This is a genomic window from Streptomyces sp. CC0208 (genome assembly GCF_003443735.1).
Taxonomy (GTDB): domain Bacteria; phylum Actinomycetota; class Actinomycetes; order Streptomycetales; family Streptomycetaceae; genus Streptomyces; species Streptomyces sviceus.
Genome location: NZ_CP031969.1, coordinates 3,835,013 through 3,857,358, shown reverse-complemented (window position 1 = coordinate 3,857,358; position 22,346 = coordinate 3,835,013). Strand labels below are relative to the sequence as shown.

At 70.5% G+C, this 22,346-nt stretch carries 20 protein-coding genes; 12 read left to right on the top strand and 8 right to left on the bottom strand.

Annotated elements, in window-relative coordinates; translation table 11 throughout:
* Positions 1-83 precede the first annotated feature (83 nt).
* The 6 genes from D1369_RS17525 to D1369_RS17495 all read left to right on the top strand — a co-directional run bounded on the left by D1369_RS17525 (position 84) and on the right by D1369_RS17495 (position 8,027).
* Entirely contained in the window at positions 84-4,016 is a 3,933-nt protein-coding gene (locus D1369_RS17525) for a WD40 repeat domain-containing protein (protein ID WP_276147340.1), read from the top strand.
* Between the two features lie 270 nt (positions 4,017-4,286).
* A complete protein-coding gene (locus tag D1369_RS17520) occupies positions 4,287-4,931 on the top strand; it encodes a hypothetical protein (RefSeq protein WP_007383824.1) in 645 nt (214 codons plus the stop codon).
* An 84-nt stretch (positions 4,932-5,015) separates the two neighbouring features.
* The gene (locus D1369_RS17515; RefSeq protein ID WP_037901017.1) at positions 5,016-5,894 is read left to right on the top strand and encodes a glycine betaine ABC transporter substrate-binding protein; all 879 of its coding nucleotides are present in this window, start codon (positions 5,016-5,018) and stop codon (positions 5,892-5,894) included.
* Positions 5,895-5,940: 46 nt separating this feature from the next.
* Positions 5,941-6,300, top strand: a complete 360-nt coding sequence (locus tag D1369_RS17510) for a hypothetical protein (RefSeq protein ID WP_007383826.1) — start codon at positions 5,941-5,943, stop codon at positions 6,298-6,300.
* A gap of 83 nt (positions 6,301-6,383) precedes the next feature.
* On the top strand, positions 6,384-7,376 hold the full coding sequence (hemB, locus tag D1369_RS17500) for a porphobilinogen synthase (RefSeq protein WP_007383827.1): 993 nt from the start codon (positions 6,384-6,386) through the stop codon (positions 7,374-7,376).
* Between the two features lie 294 nt (positions 7,377-7,670).
* Positions 7,671-8,027, top strand: coding sequence for a DUF805 domain-containing protein (locus D1369_RS17495; protein WP_007383828.1), 357 nt, complete (start codon positions 7,671-7,673; stop codon positions 8,025-8,027).
* 29 nt (positions 8,028-8,056) lie between these two features.
* Here the strand turns inward: D1369_RS17495 and D1369_RS42970 are convergent, their stop codons facing one another.
* Complete coding sequence (locus D1369_RS42970) at positions 8,057-8,230, bottom strand: hypothetical protein (RefSeq protein ID WP_162951018.1); 174 nt, start codon at positions 8,228-8,230, stop codon at positions 8,057-8,059.
* Positions 8,231-8,465: 235 nt separating this feature from the next.
* On the opposite strand from D1369_RS42970, the gene D1369_RS17490 reads away from it, so the two are divergent.
* Together D1369_RS17490 and D1369_RS17485 are read left to right on the top strand one after the other, a co-directional pair.
* Positions 8,466-9,368 (top strand): SAM-dependent methyltransferase, encoded by a 903-nt coding sequence (locus D1369_RS17490; protein WP_007383830.1) that lies wholly within the window; start codon positions 8,466-8,468, stop codon positions 9,366-9,368.
* Positions 9,369-9,480: 112 nt separating this feature from the next.
* Complete coding sequence (locus D1369_RS17485; RefSeq protein WP_007383831.1) at positions 9,481-10,692, top strand: PLP-dependent aminotransferase family protein; 1,212 nt, start codon at positions 9,481-9,483, stop codon at positions 10,690-10,692.
* 6 nt (positions 10,693-10,698) lie between these two features.
* Here D1369_RS17485 and D1369_RS17480 read toward each other — a convergent pair whose 3' ends face one another.
* The 6 genes from D1369_RS17480 to D1369_RS17455 all read right to left on the bottom strand — a co-directional run bounded on the left by D1369_RS17480 (position 10,699) and on the right by D1369_RS17455 (position 14,766).
* Positions 10,699-11,202, bottom strand: coding sequence for a hypothetical protein (locus D1369_RS17480; protein WP_007383832.1), 504 nt, complete (start codon positions 11,200-11,202; stop codon positions 10,699-10,701).
* A complete protein-coding gene (locus D1369_RS17475) occupies positions 11,199-12,446 on the bottom strand; it encodes a putative T7SS-secreted protein (RefSeq protein WP_007383833.1) in 1,248 nt (415 codons plus the stop codon). The genes D1369_RS17480 and D1369_RS17475 overlap by 4 nt, the downstream gene beginning before the upstream one ends.
* Positions 12,446-12,772 (bottom strand): hypothetical protein, encoded by a 327-nt coding sequence (locus tag D1369_RS17470; protein ID WP_007383834.1) that lies wholly within the window; start codon positions 12,770-12,772, stop codon positions 12,446-12,448. The genes D1369_RS17475 and D1369_RS17470 overlap by 1 nt, the downstream gene beginning before the upstream one ends.
* Before the next feature lie 126 nt (positions 12,773-12,898).
* A complete protein-coding gene (locus D1369_RS17465; RefSeq protein WP_037901020.1) occupies positions 12,899-13,723 on the bottom strand; it encodes a DUF4253 domain-containing protein in 825 nt (274 codons plus the stop codon).
* 42 nt (positions 13,724-13,765) lie between these two features.
* Positions 13,766-13,942 (bottom strand): DUF397 domain-containing protein, encoded by a 177-nt coding sequence (locus D1369_RS17460; protein WP_037901022.1) that lies wholly within the window; start codon positions 13,940-13,942, stop codon positions 13,766-13,768.
* Entirely contained in the window at positions 13,939-14,766 is an 828-nt protein-coding gene (locus D1369_RS17455) for a helix-turn-helix transcriptional regulator (RefSeq protein WP_037901025.1), read from the bottom strand. Before D1369_RS17455 ends, D1369_RS17460 begins: the two co-directional genes overlap by 4 nt.
* A gap of 113 nt (positions 14,767-14,879) precedes the next feature.
* Here D1369_RS17455 and D1369_RS17450 point away from each other — a divergent pair, with 113 nt between their 5' ends.
* The 3 genes from D1369_RS17450 to D1369_RS17440 are packed head-to-tail and all read left to right on the top strand — an operon-like array spanning position 14,880 to position 18,645.
* Positions 14,880-15,281, top strand: a complete 402-nt coding sequence (locus tag D1369_RS17450) for an ATP-binding protein (RefSeq protein ID WP_007383837.1) — start codon at positions 14,880-14,882, stop codon at positions 15,279-15,281.
* 56 nt (positions 15,282-15,337) lie between these two features.
* The gene (locus tag D1369_RS17445; RefSeq protein WP_007383838.1) at positions 15,338-17,272 is read left to right on the top strand and encodes a hypothetical protein; all 1,935 of its coding nucleotides are present in this window, start codon (positions 15,338-15,340) and stop codon (positions 17,270-17,272) included.
* A 56-nt stretch (positions 17,273-17,328) separates the two neighbouring features.
* Complete coding sequence (locus tag D1369_RS17440) at positions 17,329-18,645, top strand: serine/threonine-protein kinase (protein WP_007383839.1); 1,317 nt, start codon at positions 17,329-17,331, stop codon at positions 18,643-18,645.
* Between the two features lie 10 nt (positions 18,646-18,655).
* On the opposite strand, the gene argS is transcribed toward D1369_RS17440, so the two are convergent.
* Positions 18,656-20,410 (bottom strand): arginine--tRNA ligase, encoded by a 1,755-nt coding sequence (argS, locus tag D1369_RS17435; RefSeq protein ID WP_007383840.1) that lies wholly within the window; start codon positions 20,408-20,410, stop codon positions 18,656-18,658.
* A gap of 134 nt (positions 20,411-20,544) precedes the next feature.
* Here argS and lysS point away from each other — a divergent pair, with 134 nt between their 5' ends.
* Positions 20,545-22,290, top strand: a complete 1,746-nt coding sequence (gene lysS / locus D1369_RS17430) for a lysine--tRNA ligase (RefSeq protein WP_007383841.1) — start codon at positions 20,545-20,547, stop codon at positions 22,288-22,290.
* Positions 22,291-22,346: the final 56 nt, after the last annotated feature.

Sequence of the window (22,346 nt, the reverse complement as noted above, 5' to 3'; positions counted from 1 at the left end):
TACTTTAAAGTACAAGGAAATCGCTTGCTGCGCCGATGTGTGTCCTGAGGTGAGGTGGCGTCTTGGGCCGGCCCGAACGACCAGTGGACCCCGGCGCCGGGCCCGTACAGCGCTTCGCGCACGAGCTGCGGTCGCTTCGCAGGGACGGCGGATCACCGTCGTACCGGACGATGGCCCAGCGCACCGGCCTCTCCGTGACCGCCCTGTCGCGGGCCGCCTCCGGCGAGCGGCTCGCCTCGGCCGCGGTGGTACGGGCGTACGCCCGGGCCTGTGGCGCGGATCCGGACGAGTGGGAGCGCCGTCGGGAGGCCGTCGCCGAGGAGGCGGCGCCGCAGGGGGCGGAGGAGGCGGACTCGCCCTATCAGGGGCTGGCCAGGTTCGAGCCGGGTGACCGGGACCTGTTCTTCGGACGGGACCGGTTGGCCGAGGAAGCGCTGCGGCTGGTGGTGGACCACCGGTTCGCGGTGCTGCACGGCACCTCGGGCAGCGGGAAGTCCTCCCTTCTGCGAGCCGGGCTGCTGCCGCGTCTCGACGCCCTGATCCGGGAACGGGACTGCGACATGGAACTCCGGCTGATCACGCCGGGGACCCGGCCCGCCGCCACCCACGAGCGGCTGCTCGATCCGGCGCCGGACGGGCCGGAACGGTTCGTGGTGGTGGACCAGTTCGAGGAGATCTTCACGCTGTGCCGGGACCGGACCGACCGCTGGCGGTTCGTGGACCGGCTCCTGGCCGCCGCTGAACCGGCGAGCCGCCTGCGGGTGGTGATCGCGGTGGGCGGAAGCTTTCTCCCGCGGTGCGCACAGCACGACGGTCTGGCCCACGCGCTGCGGCACCACGCCCTGGCCGTCCGGCCCATGACCCGGGCGGAGTTGCAGGAGGCGGTGGTCAAGCCGGCCACGGCGGCGGGGCTGCGGGTGGAGCGGGAGCTCACCGCCCGGATCGTCGAGGAGGCCGCGGACCGGCCCGGCGCGCTGCCGCTGCTCTCGCAGGCCCTGCGGGAGACCTGGCGAAGACGCACCAGCGGCGTTCTGACACTCGCCGCGTACGAGGCGGCGGGCGGCATCAACGGCGCGATCGCCGCGGCCGCCGAGGAGGTCTACGGCCGACTCACAGCCGTTCAAGCCGCCACCGCACGGCGGCTGCTGCAGGCGCTCATCACCCCCGGCGAGGGCAGCACCGACACCCGTCGCCCGGTCAGCCTCGCCGATCTGCGCGAGTGGCCCGACCCCGAGCTGCCTGTCGTCCTCGACCGGCTCGCCGGTGCCCGGCTCGTCCTCCTGGACGAGGGGAACGTCGAACTCGCCCACGAGGCCCTGATCACGCACTGGCCGAGGCTTCAGGCGTGGATCGAGACGAACCGGGAACGGCTGCGGGAGCACCGGCGCCTCAGCGAGGCCGCGCGGCTCTGGACGGAGCGCGACCACGACCCCTGCAGCCTCTACCGGGGAACCCAGCTCGCCGTGGCCGACCTGCTGTTCGACCGGGGTACCAGCGACCATGACCTCACCGGGCGGGAACGGGCCTTCCTCAGCGCCTCCCGGGTCGCCGACTCCATGGAGCGCTGGAAGGCGAGGCGGATACAACGGCGGATGCGGTCACTGGCGGTGGCGTGCACTGTCGTGGTGGTGGGCGCGCTTCTCGCCGCGCACATCGCCTGGCAGCGCGGCAACGCGGCCGAACTGCAGAACATCCGCGCCACGGCGCTGGAGGCCGCCGCCCTCGCCGCTGAGACCCAGGCGGTCGATCCCCGCACCGCCGCCCTGCTCAGCGTCGCCTCCTGGCGGCTCGACCCCTCCCCGGTCAGCCGCGCGGCCCTGATCAGCACACTCGCCGAACCCGAGGACGACGTCCTGACCGGCCCGGTGCTCGGTGACGACGACCGCGCCTTCCTCGTCGACTCCGGCCGCACCCTGCTGGTGGCGGGGACCGGCACCTGGTCCTCCTGGGACGTGGCCACGCACCGCGCCATCGGATCGGGTCCGCTGCCGGACGGCCGGGTGGCGGAGGCGGACCCGGCGGGCCGGACCCTGCTCACCGGCGGCGGGCGCCTGTGGCCCCTGACCCCGGGGGCCGGTACCGGTCATCCCGGGACGGATGGCCGGGTCCTCGGCTTCGGGGCCGACGGACACAGCTATGTCGTACGGGACCACGGGCCGGACCCCGAGGTGCGGCTGCGTGCCGTCGACGGTGGTCGGACCCTGTTCGAGGCGGGGGGCGACGCCTCTCCCGTCCCCTCACCGGACGACTCGCTGGTGGCGGTCTGCCGGCCGGGCCGGCCGCCGGAGGTGTGGGACACCACGAGCAAGGTGGCCAGGCCCGGTGACTGGGGGACCGCGAGGGCGGCGGACTGCTCCTCGGGGACCGTCGTCTTCGGCGCGGGCGGCGCCCGGCTCGCCGTGGCCACGGACACCGGCGTCCGCGTCTGGGACACGGCCACCGGACGACAACTCGCCGACCTCGCCGGGCCGGCCACCGGGCACCTCGCCTTCACGCCGGACGGCGCGTTCCTGGCGGCGTCCGGCCCCGGTGGCGTCACCGTCTGGCGGATCGCGGCAGCCCGGCTGCCGGTGCTGCGCCGGCCGGGGCCCGGCAGCTCCGTCACCGCCCTCGCCTGGGCCCCCACCGGGCGGACCCTGCGTTATCTGACGGGCAGCACCGTGCACTCGCTCGACCTCGGCTCCGTCCTGGCCGCCCCGTGGCGCGCACGGCCCGCGGACGCCGTAACGCTCAGTCCGGACGGCCGGCTCCTCGCGACCGCGGAGCGGATCGCGGCGGGCTACCGGCTCCGTCTCCAGGAGACCCGTTCCGCCCGCGTCGTCGCCGACCTGCCCTTCCCCCGCCTGGCCACCGACCCCGCCGACGCCTCCCACCCCCTGCTGGCCTTCAGCCCGGACAGCAGCAGCATCGCCTACGGCACCACCGGGGTGTCCGGACCCGTGCCCACCGCTCGGTTCGCCGTCCGCGAGGTCTCATCGGCAGGCCGCGGGGGCACCTCGTTCACCGTGACGGGTCCGGCCGCGTCCACGGCCCGTGCGATCGTCCTCACCGCGCGCGGCCGGAAGCTGCTGGTCGGCTGGAGCACACCCGCGGGCTCGCTCGTCGGGCGGATGTGGGACACCTCGCACGGGGTCCCGTGGGCGCGGTCGGACGATCCGAAGGCCGTGGTCAAGGAGGCCATGGCCGCGGGCTTCGCCGGCCGCATGGCCATGGCGCCCGTCGGTCCCGACCCGCACCCCTCGTTCATCGACGGAAGACGGACGTACGAGCTCGCGGTCAGCACCGGCGGCATCCATGTGGCGACGGGCGGGGCCTTCGGCACCGTCACCGTGCGGGACACCGGAACGGACCGTGACCCGGGGGCCGTGATCCCCGCGCCCTCCGCCGTCGCCGGTTGCGCCGCCTGCGCGCGGATCACCGCCCTGGCCTTCGTCCCCGACGGCAGCACCCTCGCCGTCGCCTACGGCTCGGGAGCCCTGCGGCTGTGGGACCTCAGGACGAACCGGCTTCTGGGCGACAGCCCGGCCACCTCGGGTGACGTGATCGACTCCCTGGCCTTCGGCTCCGACGGCTACCTCTACGCCGCCGGGCCGCACGTCTCCGTCCAGGCCTACCCGGTAGGCCCCGCGCAGGTCGCCGCCCGGCTCTGTGTCCGCGCGGGGCGGCGGTCCCTGACCGTCGCCGAGTGGCGGCGCTACCTCCCCGGCATGTCCTACCGGCCCCTTTGTGACGGGCCTCGCCCGGACGACGGGTCCGCGCAGTCCGCGACCGAGGCGGGCCCCGGCCTTGTCGAGCCGGCCCGCACGCCGTCGCCACCGTCACCGGCGGTGGCCGTGCTCCCGGGCGCCGCCGACGAGGCGAAGCCCACGCCCGCCCCCGATCCCCGGCCCCGGGCGGAACATCGCACGGGTGGGAACCGGGCGGGTTCGGGCGAGAACCAGAGGACGAAAAAGCGGGCCGAAGGAAATCCGCCGACCCCCCGGACCATGCCGGCCCCGGCACGGAAACACAGGTGACACCGATCGGCGACCTACCCGACGGTAAGGTCGCCGATCGCATTGTTTACCCCTCTGACCTGCATTGATCAACAACTCCGGGGCTCCGAAAGTGGAGGTCGAGCGGTCCGCTCCACCGCTGCCGACTCCCCCCGGTGCGGTAGTGGCGCGGTCCCGCCGTGCCGGCCCTCACACCCCCGAGGGCCGGCAAAACAAAGAAGCGCAGCAATTCCCGGAATGTCCTCAGCCGGGCTTCCCCGCAGTGGGAAGCCGTCTCCACTGGAGTATTCGATGCGTTTTGCGCCCCGCTCCACCACCCCCTCCCGCCGCCTCGCCCGCAGCGCCGGTGCCGTCGCGGCCCTCGCCCTGGGCGCCTCCCTCATGGCGGCCCCGCAGTCCTACGCCGACAGCAGCCCCTCTGTCGCACAGCTCCTCCAGGCCTGCGGCTCGGCCGACGTGTGCAAGTTCCACCCGCAGAGCTACACCGCGTACACCGGCCCGAAGCACCAGGTGGGCTCCACCGCGTTCAACTGCGGCCACGAGACCAACCAGCACACCGTCAACTGGTCGGACACGACCTCCGCCACCAACACGGTCGGCGTGGCGATCGAGGCGGGGGTGGAGTTCTGGAAGGTCTACAAGGCCTCCGTCGAGCTGTCGTACTCCCACTCCTGGACGACCTCGCACACCGACTCCGAAACCAAGACGGTCAACGTCCGCCCCGGATACAAGGGCTGGCTCGAGCGCGGCACCTCCAAGCAGAAGGCCAAGGGCTGGTACGAGCTCCACTTCGGCAAGCGCTACTACGGCCACTACATCTGGTACATCAACAACTACCAGGCGGCCGGCTGGGACCAGGACCACCCCCAGAACGGCTACGTCAACTTCAAGGACGCGCAGATGACGTCCGGCGAGCGCGCCGCGCACTGCGGCTGAACCGTCCCGTAGGACAGCGGGCGGCCCGGCGCAGGCAACGGACCGTGCCGGGTCGCCCGCCCCCACAAGAAGTGGTGTTCCGTGATGCCAGACAGTCGTCTTCGTCCGCGTGCCGCTGTCGCGGCCGTCCTCTGCTCGCTGCTGTTCCTGGCGGGCTGCGGCGGCGCGGCGAAGGGAAACACCGCGACCGCCTACGCGGATGACGCCGGACCGTTGGTGATCGGCACCGACGGTTCGGCCGAGAGCCGGGTCGTGGCAGCCCTGTACGGCGAACTGCTCGCCGACGCAGGGGTGAAGGCGCGCATGGCGAGCGCCCGTTATTCCTCTCCGGCCGCCACCACGCGGGCCGTGGCGGAGGGGCGGATCGGCCTCGCGCCCGCCTACGAGACCTCGACGCTGCGCGCCCTGCCCGCCGGCCAGACCCTGCCCGGCAACATGGCCGCCACCCTCAGCATGGCCCTGCCCCCGGGCATCGACGCCCTGCCACCCGCGCGGGCACAGAACGGCGTCGTCCTCGCGGTCACCCGGGCCACCGCCCGCACGCACGGCCTGCGCACCCTCGCCGACCTCGCGAAGGCCGGCCGCCTCACCCTCGGCGGCCCCGCCTCCGGCGATCCGGACGCCCCGTCGGTCGCCTCGCTGCGGAAGGCCTACGGCACCCACCTCACCGAGACCCGTGCCTGGGCCACCGCCGACGTCCTGGTCCTGCGCGGTACCGACCCCGTCATCACCCGGGACGGCCTGGTCGTGCTGACCGATCCGAAGAACGCCCTGCCCCCCGAACACGTCTTCCCGCTCATCGGCGCCCCCTACGCGGGCCTGGCCGCGAGCAAGGCCCTTGCCCGCCTCAACTCCCGTCTGACCACAGCTCAGTTGGCCGGACTCGCCGCTTCCGTCGACGGGGGAGCATCCCCGTCCGGCACGGCGCGGACCTGGCTGCGGTCCAACGGATTGCTCGGCTGAGCACCCCCACTCCCTCCTCGTCCTTCCCCCGAAAGGCACCAGCGACATGGGTAACCTCCGCAGAAAGCTCACCATCGCCGCGCTCGCCCTGGCCTCCGCCACCGGCGTCCTCGCGGTGCCCGCGACGGCCAGCGCCGCCACCGCCAACGTGCAGATCCAGATCTGCAACGACAACAACGCCGCCCTGAAGTTCTTCCTCGTCGGCTACAACGACCAGGGCGACTGGGTCAACTCCCGGTTCTGGGACGTCCCGGCCAACGGCTGCACCACGGCCTCGAACTACTGGTGGCAGACCAACAGCTCGGTCGAGTTCCACTACGTCCGTCCGCCGGCCGGCTGGACCTGGCACCAGGTGTACGTACCGAAGTCCAAGAACGGCCGTACCTTCACGTACCACCAGTCGTAGGAACGACCACCGCCCGTCCCGGGGCCCGGCCGGCGACAGGACGTCGGCAAAGGTGCCCCCGGGGCGGGCGTAGCGTAGGTGGTATGTCGACGTACGGATCCTTTCCCGGCACGCGGCCCCGGCGGCTGCGGACCAACCCCGTCATGCGGCGCATGGTCGCCGAGACCCGGCTGCACCCCGCTGACTTCATCCTTCCGGCGTTCGTGCTGGAAGGGGCGAGCGAGCCCGTGCCGATCTCGGCGATGCCCGGGGTCGTGCAGCACACGCGGGACAGTCTGAAGAAGGCTGCCGCGGAGGCCGTGGCGGCCGGGGTGTCCGGGATCATGCTCTTCGGGGTGCCGGAGGAGTCGAAGAAGGACGCGGTCGGGACGCCGGGGACCGATCCCGACGGGATTCTGCAGGTGGCCATCCGGGACGTGCGGGCCGAGGTCGGTGACGACCTGCTCGTGATGTCCGACCTGTGTCTCGACGAGACCGTCGACCACGGCCACTGCGGGGTGCTGGACGACCAGGGGCGCGTCGACAACGACGCCACCCTCGAGCGGTACGCCGAGATGGCCCAGGTGCAGGCCGACGCGGGCGCCCATGTCGTGGGGCCCAGCGGGATGATGGACGGGCAGGTCGGGGTCATCCGGGACGCGCTCGACCAGATAGGTCGGGAGGACGTGGCCATCCTGGCGTACACGGCGAAGTACGCGTCAGCCTTCTACGGTCCGTTCCGGGAGGCCGTCGCCTCGTCGTTGCAGGGGGATCGCAAGACGTACCAGCAGGACCCGGCGAACGTGCGGGAGTCGCTGCGGGAGCTCGCCCTCGATCTGGAGGAGGGCGCCGACATGGTGATGGTCAAGCCGGCCGGGCCGTATCTCGACGTGCTCGCGCGGGTCGCGGACGCCGTGGACGTGCCGGTCGCCGCCTATCAGATCTCCGGTGAGTACTCGATGATCGAGGCCGCCGCCGAGAAGGGCTGGATCGACCGGGACCGCGCGATCCTGGAGACCCTGACCGGAATCAAGCGGGCCGGAGCACAGAACATCCTCACCTACTGGGCCACCGAGGTGGCGCAGAAGCTCCGCTGACGAAGCCGCGGGGCGGCGTGTCCCGGCAACGGTTCGAGCTCGGTCCGGATACGGGCTGAGCTCGTTCCGGCCAACGTCCGGATAACATCGCCCACTTCGCCCGGTGATCTTCTGGCGTTGTGTCCGTAATGCGCATCCGGATGCGGTGGATTTGTCGCGCTGCGTCGAGCCCTCGGCTTGATGGAATGCTTACATCCGTTGAATTGACGAGTTCCCGACATCCTCCATATCTTCTGCGCCTGGCCTGATCCATTCGGAACGGTTCCGAGCGGCGATCTATGGGGGGACACCACCATGAGCTGGTTCATCGAGGCACTCAAGAAGTACGCGGTCTTCAGCGGGCGTGCGCGCCGCAAGGAATACTGGATGTTCGCGCTGTTCGCCGGGATCATCTACGTCGTGTTCGCCATCCTCGGCGCCGTCAGCAAGCAGTCCTGGCTCGTGGCGATCCCCTACCTCGCCTTCCTGCTGCCCGGCCTCGCCGTCACCGCGCGCCGCCTGCACGACACGGGCCGCAGCGGCTGGTGGATCCTGTTCGGCCTCGTGCCGCTCGTCGGCGGCATCACCCTGTTCGTCTTCTCGGTGCTGGACGGCGAGCCGGGCGACAACAAGTACGGCCCCAACCCGAAGCTGGCCCCCGCGCACGTGTGATGCCGTAGCTCCGCTTCGAGGCCGCCCGGTCAGTTCCGGGCGGCCTTCTGGTTTTCCGCGGGGCTCACCGCGGCCGCCTTGTCCGCGGCCGGGCCCTCGTCGCGGACGCCCTGGCCGTCCTTGCAGCCCGTGAGAGTGGTGAGGGAGAGGAGGACGAGGGCGAGTGCGGTGAGCAGGCGGGGGGTGTGGGGTCGGCTGGGCATGGGATCAGGTTGCGGGGCTGCTGGGGCATTCGCCAGACCTGGCAGGGGAATTCGGGACGGCCTCGTACCGGCAGCCGCGTTGACCTGCACGGATGTGCCTTCCCGAGTACGTCCCGCGGGATGCGGGAAGGGGCGATTCGGGCACCGGGCACCATCAAGTCGCCCGGGGAGTTAGGTTCTTGACCATCGCGGTGGTTGTCCGTCGAAGGACCGACACATGCACAGGGGAGACGCCATGTCCGGTGACGCGCTGAGCCAGGACCCGGCCGAACTGGCCAAGAGGATCGACACCACCAAGGCACATCCGGCCCGCGTCTACGACGTCTTCCTCGGCGGCAAGGACAACTACCCCGCCGACCGCGAGGCGGCCGCCGCCGCGCTCGCCGCCAACCCCCGCGGCTACCTCGACGTGCGCCACAACCGCGACTTCATGCGCCGGGCCGTCGCCCGGCTGACCGGGCGGGACGGCATCCGGCAGTTCCTCGACATCGGCACCGGGCTGCCCACCGCGGAGAACGTCCACCAGATCGCCCAGCGGATCCGGCCCGACGCCCGGGTCGTGTACGTCGACAACGACCCGGTGGTGCTGGCGCACGCCCGCGCGCTGCTCACGAGCGGGCCCGAGGGGCGTACGGACTACATCGACGCCGACTTCAAGAGCCCCGCGCAGATCCTCGAACAGGCCGCCAGGACCCTGGACTTCGACCAGCCGATCGCGCTGTGCCTGGTCGCGATCCTGCACTTCGTCGAGGACGACGAGGCCTATCCGATCGTGCGGGAGCTCGTGGCGGCCCTGCCCGCGGGGAGCCGGATCGTGCTCAGCCATCTGACCGACGAGATGCACCCCGAGCCGGCCCGCGCGGTCCAGCGCACCTACACCGAGCGCGGGTTCACCTTCGTGTTCCGGTCCAGGAAGGAGGTGGAGCGGTTCTTCACCGAGGTGCCGGGCGTCTTGCTGGACGAGCCCGGTGTGGTGCCCGCGCATCTGTGGCACCCCGGGCCCGCGCCCGCGCCGCCCGCCATCGACGCGGAGGACTTCGAGTCCCTCGACGACATCGAGAAGATCCGCTACCGCGACATCAACGACGTCACGGACGACGACATCAACGTCTACGGGGCGACCGGCACGAAGGCGTGAGCGGGCCACGAGTGCGCTGTGTCCGTATCGCGGAAAGGTGCTTGTAGGTGCCACTCAGTTCCTTAGGCTGCGCTGACCAGTCCTAGCAGTCAGCAGTCGAAGGAGCCGTGTCATGACGGTGCCCACGTTCGCTTCCGTGCCGCCGCTCGCCGCCCGGGCCCGGTCGGTCGGTGGGTCGCCGGTACGGGACATCCTCGCCGTCACCGCCCGCCCCGAGGTCATCAACTTCGCGGGCGGACTGCCGGCGCCCGAACTGTTCGACGCCGAGGGGATCGCGGACGCCTACCGGGCCGTGCTGGCAGAGGTGCCCGAGCGGGCCCTGCAGTACTCGACCACCGAGGGCGAGCCCGTGCTGCGGGCCGCCCTGGCGGAGCGGATGTCGGTGCGCGGGCTCGCCACCGACGCCGACGACGTCCTCGTCACCACCGGCTCGCAGCAGGCGCTGTCGCTGCTCGCCACCGCGTTGATCGAGCCCGGGGACACGGTTCTCGTCGAGAGCCCCTGCTATCTGGCCGCTCTCCAGGCCTTCGGGTTCGCGGGCGCGCGGGTGGTGGCCGTGCCGGGGGACGACGAAGGGCCTGATCCCGTGGCGCTGGAGGAACTCGTCGTGCGGGAGCGGCCCAAGCTGCTCTACACCGTGCCCACCTTCCAGAACCCGACCGGGCGGACCATGTCGGAGGGACGCAGGGCCGCGGTCGCGTCCGTGGCCGCGCGGTGCGGGCTGTGGATCGTCGAGGACGACCCGTACGGCGAACTCCGCTTCGAGGGGGAGCGGGTGCCGTGGATCGCCGCCCACGAGGAGGTCCGCGACCGGGTCGTGCTGCTCGGATCCTTCTCCAAGGTCATGGCCCCCGGACTGCGGCTGGGCTGGCTGCGCGCGCCCGGTGGGCTGCGGCGGGCCTGCGCGGTCGCCAAGCAGGCCGCCGACCTGCACACCCCGACCGTCAACCAGCTCGCCGCGGCCCGGTACCTGGCCGACCGGGACCTCGACGCGCATGTCCGGCGCGTCGCGGAGGTCTACGGGGAGCGGCGGGACGCCATGCTCGCGGGGCTGGCCGAGGCCCTGCCCGAGGGGTCGGCCTGGACGCGTCCCGAGGGCGGCATGTTCCTGTGGGCACGGCTCCCGTCCTCGTACGACACGACCGCGCTGCTGCCGCAGGTCGTGGCGCGGGATGTGGCCTACGTCCCGGGGGCGCCCTTCTACGCCGGTGACCCCGACCGCTCGACCCTGCGGCTCTGCTTCGTGACGCAGACGCCGGAGGAGATCGGGGAGGGGCTGCGGAGGCTGGGGGAGGGACTGCGGGGCGGCCGGGCCGGGGTGTGAGACGTGTCAGCCGAAGGGTGAGACGGCCGGGGAGGTCCAGAAGGTCACGGTCGGGCCGTAGGAGCCGTCCTCCTCGTCGCTGACCTCGACGGTGATCTCCAGGTCGGGGTACCGGGCGGACAGGACGCCCTGCCAGCATTCCCCCAGGGCGAGCGCGAGTTGCGGCAGTTCCTCGCCGAGTTGATCGTCGTCCGTCAGGGGAGTGTTGACGAAGGTGTCCCACAACTTGACCTGGTTGGTGACCGCTTCGACACGTTCCCTGTCGTCGCCCAGGTTCGTGAACCAGTTGTCGACGTTCTCCTGACGGAATTGTTCTTTGAGGAACACCCCGCCGCGGTACTCCACCGTCTCGGGGCAGAACAGCCAGGCCGCGGCCAGGACGAAGCGCAGGCCGCCCTCGAAGTCGAGGTAGTTGGCCGGGGTGAGTTCGTCGTTCTTCCAGTCGGTGCGCCAGCTGGTGAAGAAGGCCGGCAGCCTCCGGTCGGACCACGACGGCTTGCTGCTGGTCACGGGATCTCCCAGGGGAACGCGGCGCGTACTTCGTTCGACGGGCGCACGAAGACCTGACCGGTCTTCGGGTTGGTGTTGCGCTCGTACTCTACGACGTGCGGGGTGTCCACCCCGCCGTGCGGACGGCCCTCCAGGTCCACCCGCTTCACCGCACGGCCCTCGGAGTCGTAGGTCGTGTAGTTGGTGACTTTTCCGGTCTGCGGGTCCGTCTTGTAGAGGGTGCCGTCCTTCGGGCCGTTCTCCACCGGCAGGTTGTTTCCCGCGCGCCCGCCGGTGCCCTTGTACTGCTGCCCGTTCTTGATCAGATCGGAGGCCGGCTGCTGGGTGGAGCCGCCGGTGCCGGAGCCCTCGCTGTTCATGCGCAGGGGTTCGACCTGGGAGTCGCTGGTGGCGTGCTGGGCGAGGTCCACGGCGCCGGCGCCCGCCAGGCCGACGCCCGCGGTGATCCCGGCGGCGGAGACCACGTTGAGGGGCACACCGGCGATGGCACCGACCCCAGTGGCGTCCAGCGCGACGCCGAGCCCTTCGCCGCCGGCGCTGACGCCGGCCAGGAGCATGCCGCCGAGCATCGCCGCGCTGTCGCCGGGGTGCTGGACCATGGCGTTGCCGAAGGAGGCGAGGTCGTTGACGACGGTCTTGCCGCCGTTCAGCAGGCCCTCGCCCACGTCGCCGAGGACGTCACCGACCTTGGACCAGAATCCCGGGCGCTCCGGGGCGGACTCGGTGGCCTTCCGCACCAGCGCGGCCGCGGTGTGTCCGGCGGTGTTCACATTGCCGCGAGCGGTGTCGAGGTCCGCGCGGGCGGCGGCACGGTCCGCTTCACCGGGATCGTTGAACGGGATCTCGGTGGTGTCCCCTTTTCCGCGCGCCTCGGTGACCTGCCGGTCGTGGGCGTTCTTGGCGTTGGTGGTGGCCGCTTCGCCGCGCGCGTACCGGGATATGGCGTCGGCGGCGCGCTGCTGGGCCGCGCGCAGGGTGTGAAGGTAGTCGTAGAGGGCGTTCGCGGCGGTGTGGAACTCGTTGCCCGCCTCGGTCCACCGGGCGGGCTGGCCGTGGAAACGGTCCCGGAAGGCGTCCCCGGCCGGGCCCCGCCAGCCGTCCTCGGTGTCGATCTTCGCCAGTCCTTCGCCGGCCTCGATGAGGACGTCACCGTAGGCGAGCAGGGCCTGTGCGGTCGTGGTCAGGGAGTCGGGGTTGCCGGGGACCAGCTCGCGGGGGTCCGACGTCTCGCCGAGCTCGGCCATCAGGACGCCCCCGGGTCTGTTCCGGAGGGCGACTGGAGAATGCCCTTGGTGGAGAGCTGGATGTGCTCCTCGGCCGCCTCATAGTTCTGGACGCAGCGGTTCAGCCGGTCGGAGACCTCGGAGCCGTCGGAGGCCAGGTGCGAGACGCCGATGTTCCACCGGTCGGTGAAGTCGACGATCGCCGAGGCCAGTTCGTCGTGCCCGAAGTCGCCCTTGGGAACGTCGATGTCGCTCACCTTCTTGGTGGCCATCGCGTCCAGTGTGGTGCTGATCCCAGAGGCGGCCTTGCGCAGCGCGCCGAGGTCCACGGAAAAGCCGTCCGGCATGCTGAGCGCCCTCCCCCTGTTAAGGACCGCAAACGAAAAGGGAGTTTAGCGACGGATTCAGTGAGTCGGGACGGGAGGGGGTGAATTGAAAGGGAATTTGCTCATGGGAGACCTCTGGTTTGCCTTTCAGTCCCACCAGAAGGACCAGATCCGCTGCCCCAGTACCGCTTGCTCGGCGTACTCGCGCAACGTCTCGTGGTCCCCCTGGATGATGTTGTCCGGGCAGAACGCGAAGTGTTCGGCGGCGACGGCCTCCGCCTCGTCCTTCGTCGTGGGCGGGGCGGCCACGGACAGGACCAACTGGTCGCAGGTGAGCGCGATGACGCGTATGCCGAAGCGGTCCTCCCAGGAGCGGAGGACCGCGCAGAGGCGGGCCACGTCGTTCTCGTAGTTCAGGGGGCCCGTCCAGCCGATGGCCGCCGGGATGTCCGCGCTGCGGCGGGCCGGGACCAGGGCGAGACGGGGCTCCTTGAACCACGAGCCCTCGTCGAGGAGCACGTCGGCGGTCTCGGCGGCGCGGGTGTCGGGGTCGGCGGGGAGGGACTCCGGGGACGGGGCCAGACCGGGCCACGTCTCGTCGTACGGGGCGATCATCTCGTCGAGGTCGTCGGGCTCCTCGATCGCGTACGCCCAGTACTCCGTGAGCAGTTCCTCGGGGTCGTGGTCCCCGGGGTACGACATCTCCCCGGGCATCAACTGCCACTCGTCCGGCCCGCCCTGGCTGCCGCCGGCCTCTATCAGCACCGGCAGCAGACCCGCTCGCGCGGCCGGGGTGCCCAGTGCGGTCCAGGCGCCGGAGGACGCGGCGTACTCGGCATGCCACAGCAACGGCTCGTGCCAGGGGCCGTCGTTCGTCTCGTCGATCAGTCTCCCGAGGGGGAGCCCGAGTCCGAGCGAACGGCCGCTCGGGTCTGCCGCCAGGGTGGGCAGCGGGTTGGGAAGAGTCGCCATGTCAGTGACTGTAGGGGGAGCCACTGACAATGGCCGACGGCACTACTTGAGAGCGGTGGTGAAGGCGGTCCAGGTGGTGGGGGTGACTTGGAGGGTGGGCTCGGGCTTCTTGGAGTCGCGGATGTGGATGGTGTGGGGGCAGGCGGCTACCTCGACACACTGGCCGCCCTCATCGCCGCTGTAGGTCGACTTGAACCACTGAAGTGCTTCGGCGCTCATTGCTCTCCTACCAGGCGGTCGAGCAGATCCCTGGAGTCCTGTGTGGTCAGGGCCTGTGTCCGCAGCATCGCATATTTGCGCGCCAGCCTGGATACCTCATCCGCGTCGGAAACCCACTGGCTGCCGCGTTGCGACTCGGTGTACGCGAGGTGCTGGTGGTCCGGTGTTTCGAGGAGGGTGAAGGGGCCGTTGAGTCCGGCGTTGTACGGACTGTTCAGCGGCAGGAACTGAAGCGACACGCACGGGAGTTCAGTCAGCGCTCGCAAATGTCGCAGCTGCTCCCTCCAAACGTCCTGCCCGCTGATCCGCATGTGGAGCACCGGCTCCCACACGATGAAGCTCAGCGTCGGCGGATTCCTGCGGTGCAGGATCTCCTGGCGTTCCAGGCGGGCCGCCGTACGCGTCTCGATCTCGTCCTCGTCGTACGCGGGAACCCGGTTGCGGAGTACGGCCCGGACGTAGAGGTCGGTCTGGAGGAGGCCCGGGAGGACCGCGTTGTCGTACCAGGAGAGGGAGATGGCCTCCCGCTCATGCTCCATGTACAGCTCGGCCCACATCGGGAACTGGTCGATGTCCGGCAGGTTGGCCACCCCCGCCGCCAACATCCCCTTGGTCTCCAGGACTTCGTCCAGCACCGCAGCCAGGTCCGGTTTCAGCGTGCGTCTGCCCTGCTCGATGGACGCGATGGTCTCCTCGTCGACGCGGACGAGGTCGGCGAGGGCGGTCTGGGTGTGGCCCGCGGCGCGGCGCGCGGTGCCGAGTTGTTTGCCCAGCATCTTCATGGACGTGAGGTTCTTCGGCCGCGGCGGCTTCCTGGCGCTCATGAAGGTCTCCCTCCCCCTCCGGACACGTACGTCACCGGGTACGAGCCCGTACAAAAAATCTGTACGGGTTCACCGAGTGATCCACGCTAGTCACTCTCCGCAACCCTCGTCCCGTGAACGAGACGACCCGACTACCGCTCCTGCGCGAGAGGTTCTTCCGCCGCGAACGCCGGTCCGCGCAGGCCGCGAGGCGCTTCACTGCCGAGACCCTGGCCGGCTGGGGGCTCGCGGAGACCCCGCGGGCGGACGACGTACTGCTCTGCGTGAGCGAACTGGTGACCAACGCGCTGCTGCACGGCGTGCCGCCGGGACGGCAGTTGCGGCTGTTCCTGCGATACGACGTGAGCGCCCTGGTCGTCGAGGTGCACGACAGCGGGGGCGGTGTGCCGCACGTCGTCCACGACCGGGACGAGGGCGGGCGGGGGTTGTTGCTGGTGGCCGCGTTGAGTGACGGCTGGGGGGTGCGGGAGCGGGCGCCGGGGAAGGCGGTGTGGTGCGAGTTCGCGTGGGCGTAGCCCTGTTGTCGGTGGGTCCCGATACCGTGGGGATCAGTACGACGTAGGGGGACGGGATGGCCGACCAGCCAGTGCTCGCGCAGTTGCACTTCGGGCGTGAGGACGCCGAACGGGACGTAACCGAGGGGCTGTTGCTGCGCGGCGGCTTCCTGCCGAACGCCGCGTACCGGGGTGCGCTCAGCGGGCGCAAGATGCTGATCATCGGGCGCAAGGGGTCCGGGAAGAGCGCCATTTGCATGCAGTTGATGTCCGACGGCGAGGGCGGGCACCGGGGCGGGAAAGTACTCGTCACCCCTGACGAGGCCGCGGGGGAGGAGATCCGGCGGTTCGAGCTGCAGGGGCTGCCGGGGGACTCGGCCAAGGCGCTGATCTGGCGGTATGTGTTCGCCGTGCACGCCGCTCGGCATCTGGTCGACCATGCCAAGGGCGCACATGACGGCGGCCACAAGGCCGACTCGGTCAAGGCGCTCGGGCGGTTCCTCAAGCAGAACGGCGAGGCGCCGGGCGGGGGCGGCCGGCTGGTGGAGCGGCTGGCGCAGGGCGCCCGGGGGCTCCAGACCTCTCTGTCCCTCGAGGCCTTCGGGGTCAAGGCGAGCATGGACCTCGCCCAGTCGCCGTCCGAAGGGGCCCGTGCGGCGCGGCAGTTGGAGATCGTCGAACAGGGAGTGGCGCGGGCCTTCACCGACCTGGGCTGCGACGGCCTCGTACATCCGCCCCTTCTCCTCATGGTCGACCAGCTGGAACAGGTGTGGTCCGCCGAGCCGGACAGCAACTCCATGGTGATCGGGCTGCTGCTGGCGGCCAAGCACGCGGCGGGTCTGTACGCCCGTTCGGTGCGGTTCCTGCTGTTCCTGCGCGCCGACATCTACGACTCGCTGTCCTTCGGGGAGGGCGACAAGTTCCACGGGGACGAGCTCAGGATCGCCTGGACGGAACAGGCCCTGAAGGACCTCGCGTTGGCCAGGGCGCGGGCCTCCGTCGGGGAAGAGCTGACCGAGGAACGGCTGTGGAAGGAGCTGTTCCCCCACACGGTGGGCGGGGAGGAGATCACCGGCCATCTCTTCGGCCGCTGTCTGCCAAGACCCCGTGACGCTATCCAGTTCCTCAACCTGTGCCAGGAGAAGGCCTGGCTGGACCATGAGCGGGACCGGATCACCGAGGCGGACGTGACACAGGCGGGCCGGCAGTTCTCGGAGTGGAAGCTCAAGGACCTGACCTCGGAGTACCTGGTCGCTCACCCTTTTCTCCGGAACCTCTTCCCGCTGTTCCAGAACACCGGGTACGTCGTCACGCGCGCCGCACTCACCCGCCGCTTCGATGCGGCCGCCGAGACCCTTCACCACGACTTCCCGGCGTACGCCAACGCGTTGACGCTTCCTGGGATCATCGACGTGCTGTATGGCACCGGATTCCTTGGCGTGCGGCGCGGCAACGACGTGGTGTACGCGGGCGACGACGGGCTGCCGGTCCAGCCGCACGAGACGGAGTTCCAGGTCCACCCCTGCTTCCGGGCGGCGCTCGGCGCGACGACCGCGTTCGACCTGCGGCGCTACGAGTGCCAGCTCGCGGACGCGCGCATCGCCTCGGGCACTGTGCACCCCGGCGCGTCGGGTTCGTCCTCCCTCAACCGCGACGACCGGCTCCTGATGCAGCTCGCGCGCTCCTGCCATTCGATCCTCGCCCAGGTGGGGCGGGCGGTGGCCCTGACGCGAGACGTCCGCGACGAGATCACCCTCCAGGTCAACCGCGTCCTGGGCGAGGTCAACCGCATTCCCCCGGGCGCCGCCGCGTCCGTCGGCGTCGACGTGGACGACTACCTCCTCTCCACCGCCCACTACTTCACCGGCCTCGCCGCCGAACTCCGCGCCGGCGGTCTGGAAGAGGGCACGGGCGTCGGAGAGGTCGCCGGCCGGATGGAAGAGGAGGCCCGGAGACTACGACGGACGGCGGGCGGGTCGTACGGCAGCTCTGGTGAGTCCGCGGGGCCCTGAGGCGCCATACTCGTGAGGGACTTGCGGGGTCGGCTCGCCGACGGGGGAGGGGACCGGTGCAGAACGAAGTGCTCGCCGGACGGTTCAGGATCACTGCTCTGCTGGGCTCCGGTGGGATGGGGCAGGTCTGGGCCGCCGAAGACGAGCGGATGCGGCGGGATGTCGCGGTCAAGGTGGTGCATCCGCAGTACGGCGCGGGCGAGGCCGAGGTCCGGGACAGGTTCGAGCGCGAGGTGCAGTTGGCTGCCCGCCTGACCCATCAGAACATCGTGACCGTCCACGACTGGGGAGAGGTCCTGGTCGGTGGTCGTCAGACTCTCTACCTCGTGATGGAGCTGGTCGACGGGGTCTCCCTGGACAAGCGGTTCAAGGGACCGGCCCCGGCACCCTGGCCGCTCGCGGTGGGGTGGGGCGCGCAGATCGCCCAGGCGCTGCACGCCGCGCACCGCAAGGGAGTAGTCCACCGGGACATCAAACCGGCGAACGTGCTTCAGACACCTGACGGGACGCTGAAGGTCCTGGACTTCGGCATCGCGAAGTTCCTCGGCGACACCGTCGGCGCCCGGAAACTGACCGCGCCCGGGGTCCTGCTCGGAACCCCCGCGTACATGTCTCCCGAACAGATCGATGCCATAGGGCCGGTCGACCGTCGTAGCGACCTCTACTCCCTGGGCTGTCTCCTCTACCACGCGGTGACCGGCAGCCCGCCCTTCGGCGGCGACAGCCAGTGGTCCGTCGTCCTCAAGCACAAGCAGGAGACGCCCACGCCACCGAGCAGGAGAGCACCGGGTATCCCGGCGGCGCTGAACGGCCTCATCATGGGCCTGCTCGAAAAGCATCCCGAGGACCGGCCCTTCGACGCCGCCGCCGTCCACGAGACCCTGATGACGATCCTGGTGAGCCGCGCCCTGGCAGCACCCGGCGGTGGCATCCTGGACATGGCCGGGCTCGGCCACGGCACGTCCCTCGTGGGGCAGTTCGTCAGAACGGCACGAGCCCAGGCGGAACGCCTCCTGACCGAGGCCCAGGAAGAAGCCGCACGGATCGTCCTGGAGGCCGAGGAGCTCAAGGCCGAGGCGACCCGCGCGGCCAAGCTCACGGTCGAGAAGGTCCGGCAGGAGCTGGACGTCCTCGTACGGCGGACCGAGGACCTCGACGTGGCGATCGACAGGATCTCCGCGCCGATGTCGGAGGAGGACTACTACCAGGTCTTCAAGATGTCGATCGACGGCATGTACCCCACCGCCGACCAGCTCGCCAACGCGGTGGAGGCGACGTACGGCACCCGGCTCCCGCTGGATGACGCCCTCGGCATGGTCCTCCGCTTCACCAACCGGCACACGGCGGAGTTGCAGGAGGACCACATCGCATAGGACCGGACGGTCAGAGGCGCTCGGGCGTCCTGATGCCCAGCAGGGCCATGCCCTGGTGCAGGGTGCGGGCCGTCAGGTCGCACAGGAACAGGCGGTTCTCGACCTGCGCCGGGGTGTCGGCCTTGAGGACCGGGCACTTGTCGTAGAACGACGTGTACAGGGAGGCGAGCTGGTAGAGGTACGCCGCCAGCTTGTGCGGGGCGTACTCCGCGGCCGCCTCGAAGACCGTGCTGCCGAACGCGTCCAGGTGCAGGCCCAGCGCCCGCTCCGCGTCCGCCAGTTCGAGCTCCGGGCGGGCGGCCGGCCGTACCTCTCCCGCCTTGCGCAGGATCGACTGGATACGGGCGTACGCGTACTGGAGGTACACGGACGTGTCGCCGTTCAGCGAGACCATCTGGTCCAGGTCGAACTTGTAGTCCCGGTTGGGGGAGGTGGACAGGTCGGCGTACTTCACCGCGCCGATGCCCACCTGTGCCGCCCGCTCCTGGATCTCGTCCTCGGTGAGGTCCTGGGCCTTCTCCCGTACGACCTCTGCCGCCCGCTGCACCGCCTCGTCCAGCAGGTCCTCCAGCTTGACGGTCTCGCCCTCACGCGTCTTGAACGGCTTGCCGTCCGCACCGAGCACCGTGCCGTAGCCCATGTTGTGCGCGGTGACACCGTCGGACAGCCAGCCGGCCCGGCGGGCAGCCTCGAAGACCATCTTGAAGTGGAGCGACTGGCGTACGTCCACGACGTACAGCAGTGTCGTCGCGTGCAGGTCGGTGACCCGGTTGCGGATCGCCGTCAGGTCGGAGGCCGCGTAGCCGAAGCCGCCGTCCGCCTTCTGCACGATCAGCGGGACCGGCTGGTCGTCCTTGCCGCGGATCTCGTCGAAGAAGACGACCAGCGCGCCCTCGGAGCGGACCGCCACGCCCATCTCCTCCAGGAGGCGGGCGGTCTCGGGCATGCCCTCGTTGTACGCCGACTCGCCGACGATCTCGTCGTCCCGGATCTCCATGTCCAGCTTCTCGAAGACCGAGTAGAAGTAGACCTTCGACTCGTCCACGAACTGCTGCCAGAGTTCGAGGGTCTCCTTGTCACCGGACTGCAGGGCCACGACCCGCTTCCGCGCCCGCTCCTTGAACTCCTCGTCGGAGTCGAAGACCACACGGGACGCCTTGTACACCCGGTTCAGGTTCGACATGGCCTGCTCGCCGTCGACCTCGTCCGGGGGGGCCAGCTCGCCCGGGTTCTCGATCAGGTACTGGATGAGCATGCCGAACTGGGTGCCCCAGTCGCCGATGTGGTGCCGGCCGATCGTCTTCTCACCGGTGAAGTCGAGCATGCCGCGCAGGGCGTCGCCGATCACCGCCGAGCGCAGGTGCCCGACGTGCATCTCCTTCGCCACGTTCGGCTGGGCGTAGTCGATCACCGTGGTGCCGGGCTCGTCCTTGAGCGGTACGCCGAGACGGTCGCCGTCCTCGTAGCGGGCGGCGAGGTTCTCGGTGATCGCCTTGTCGGTGAGCGTGATGTTGAGGAAGCCGGGGCCGGAGACCTCGACATCCTTGATCACATCACCGGTGGTGATCCGGGAGACGACCTGCGTCGCCAGGTCCCGCGGGTTCGCCTTGGCCTTCTTGGCGAGGGCGAGGATGCCGTTCGCCTGGAAGTCCGCCCGGTCGCTGCGTCGGAGCAGGGGGTCCGCGGAGGTCTCCGGCAGGGAGGCGGAGATCGCGGAGGTGAGCTGCTGGTTGACGGCGTCGCTGAGGGACGTGACCGGGGCCATGGGAGTGGGTGCCGTTCTCCTCGGGGGATCAGATAGACACGGTCAGTATCCCATGGTGGGTAAAGGGGTTTTCTCCGGCGCGGGGCGGTCTGGGAGAATGGAGTCTCCATCAACGCCATCAGTAAAAAGAGGACGTGCCGATCGTGGGTCAGAGCGCTGAGACCACCGACTGGGTCTCCCGTTTCGCGGATGAGGTCATCGAGGAGTCGGAGCGTCGGGCCCCGGGCAAACCGGTCGTCGTCGCGTCCGGCCTTTCACCCTCGGGACCGATCCACCTCGGGAACCTGCGCGAGGTCATGACCCCGCACCTCGTCGCCGACGAGATCCGGCGGCGGGGACATCAGGTGCGGCATCTCATCTCCTGGGACGACTACGACCGGTACCGCAAGGTGCCGGCCGGGGTCCCGGGCATCGACGAGTCGTGGGCCGAGCACATCGGCAAGCCGCTGACCTCCGTGCCCGCGCCGAAGGGGTCCGCCCACCCGAACTGGGCCGAGCACTTCAAGGCCGCCATGGTCGACGCGCTCGCCGATCTCGGCGTCGAGTTCGACGGGATCAGCCAGACCGCGCAGTACACCTCGGGCGTCTACCGCGAGCAGATCCTGCACGCCATGGCGCACCGCGGGGACATCGACGCGATCCTCGACCAGTACCGGACCAAGAAGGCCCCGGCCGCCGCGAAGAAGCAGCAGAAGCCCCTCGACGAGGCCGAGGTCGAGGCCGCCGAGGGATCCGGCGCGGCCGCCGAGGACGACGGCTCCTCCGGCTCCGCCGGGTACTTCCCGTACAAGCCCTACTGCGGCAACTGCGAGAAGGACCTCACCACCGTCACCTCCTACGACGACGCCACGACCGAGCTGTCGTACACCTGCAACGCCTGCGGGTTCTCCGAGACCGTCCGGCTGAACGAGTTCAACCGCGGCAAGCTGGTCTGGAAGGTCGACTGGCCGATGCGCTGGGCCTACGAGGGTGTCGTCTTCGAGCCCAGCGGGGTCGACCACTCCTCTCCGGGGTCGTCGTTCCAGGTCGGCGGGCAGATCGTCGGGATCTTCGGCGGGAAGCAGCCGATCGGCCCCATGTACGCCTTCGTCGGGATCTCCGGGATGGCGAAGATGTCGTCGTCGAAGGGCGGGGTGCCCACCCCGGGTGACGCGCTGAAGATCATGGAGCCGCAGCTCCTGAGGTGGCTCTACGCCCGCCGCAGGCCCAACCAGTCCTTCAAGATCGCCTTCGACCAGGAGATCCAGCGGCTCTACGACGAGTGGGACAAGCTGGACGCCAAGGTCGCCGACGGCACCGCGCTGCCGGCCGACGTGGCCGCACACGCGCGGGCGGTGGGTACGGCCGGCCGGGAGCTGCCCCGGACGGCGCGCGTGCTGCCGTACCGGACGCTCGCCTCCGTCGCCGACATCACCGCCGGGCACGAGGACCAGGCGCTGCGGATCCTCAGCGAGCTGGACCCCGACAACCCGCTGTCGGCGCTGGACGAGGCCCGGCCCCGGTACGACAAGGCCGAGGCCTGGATCAACACGCAGGTGCCCGCCGACCAGCGGACCATCGTGCGGGACGAACCCGACGCCGAGCTGCTGAAGTCCCTCGACGAGGCCTCCCAGCAGTCGCTGCGGCTGCTGCTCGACGGGCTCGCCTCGAACTGGTCGCTCGACGGGCTCACCCACCTCGTGTACGGCGTGCCCAAGGTGCAGGCCGGTTTCTCCGCGGACGCCACGCCCAAGGAACTGCCGGCCGAGATCAAGACCGCCCAGCGGACCTTCTTCGCCCTGCTGTACCGGCTGCTGGTCTCCCGGGACACCGGGCCCCGGCTGCCCACGCTGCTGCTGGCCGTCGGTCAGGAGCGGGTCCGGGCGCTGCTCGGGGAGTAACTGGCGGTACGGAAGAGGGGCCCTCCGGCGTGGAGGGCCCCTTCTCATGTCCGGGT

Coding starts and splice junctions, on each gene's coding strand:
- D1369_RS17460 (WP_037901022.1), bottom strand. CDS start 13,942: ATGAGCGCCGAAGCACTTCAGTGGTTCAAGTCGACCTACAGCGGCGAT.
- D1369_RS42970 (WP_162951018.1), bottom strand. CDS start 8,230: ATGCCCAGCCGACCCCACACCCCCCGCCTGCTCACCGCACTCGCCCTC.
- argS (WP_007383840.1), bottom strand. CDS start 20,410: ATGGCCCCGGTCACGTCCCTCAGCGACGCCGTCAACCAGCAGCTCACC.
- D1369_RS17495 (WP_007383828.1), top strand. CDS start 7,671: ATGAGCTGGTTCATCGAGGCACTCAAGAAGTACGCGGTCTTCAGCGGG.
- D1369_RS17445 (WP_007383838.1), top strand. CDS start 15,338: ATGGCCGACCAGCCAGTGCTCGCGCAGTTGCACTTCGGGCGTGAGGAC.
- D1369_RS17475 (WP_007383833.1), bottom strand. CDS start 12,446: ATGGCCGAGCTCGGCGAGACGTCGGACCCCCGCGAGCTGGTCCCCGGC.
- D1369_RS17455 (WP_037901025.1), bottom strand. CDS start 14,766: ATGAGCGCCAGGAAGCCGCCGCGGCCGAAGAACCTCACGTCCATGAAG.
- D1369_RS17490 (WP_007383830.1), top strand. CDS start 8,466: ATGTCCGGTGACGCGCTGAGCCAGGACCCGGCCGAACTGGCCAAGAGG.
- D1369_RS17465 (WP_037901020.1), bottom strand. CDS start 13,723: ATGGCGACTCTTCCCAACCCGCTGCCCACCCTGGCGGCAGACCCGAGC.
- hemB (WP_007383827.1), top strand. CDS start 6,384: ATGTCGACGTACGGATCCTTTCCCGGCACGCGGCCCCGGCGGCTGCGG.
- D1369_RS17485 (WP_007383831.1), top strand. CDS start 9,481: ATGACGGTGCCCACGTTCGCTTCCGTGCCGCCGCTCGCCGCCCGGGCC.
- D1369_RS17520 (WP_007383824.1), top strand. CDS start 4,287: ATGCGTTTTGCGCCCCGCTCCACCACCCCCTCCCGCCGCCTCGCCCGC.
- D1369_RS17470 (WP_007383834.1), bottom strand. CDS start 12,772: ATGCCGGACGGCTTTTCCGTGGACCTCGGCGCGCTGCGCAAGGCCGCC.
- D1369_RS17515 (WP_037901017.1), top strand. CDS start 5,016: ATGCCAGACAGTCGTCTTCGTCCGCGTGCCGCTGTCGCGGCCGTCCTC.
- D1369_RS17510 (WP_007383826.1), top strand. CDS start 5,941: ATGGGTAACCTCCGCAGAAAGCTCACCATCGCCGCGCTCGCCCTGGCC.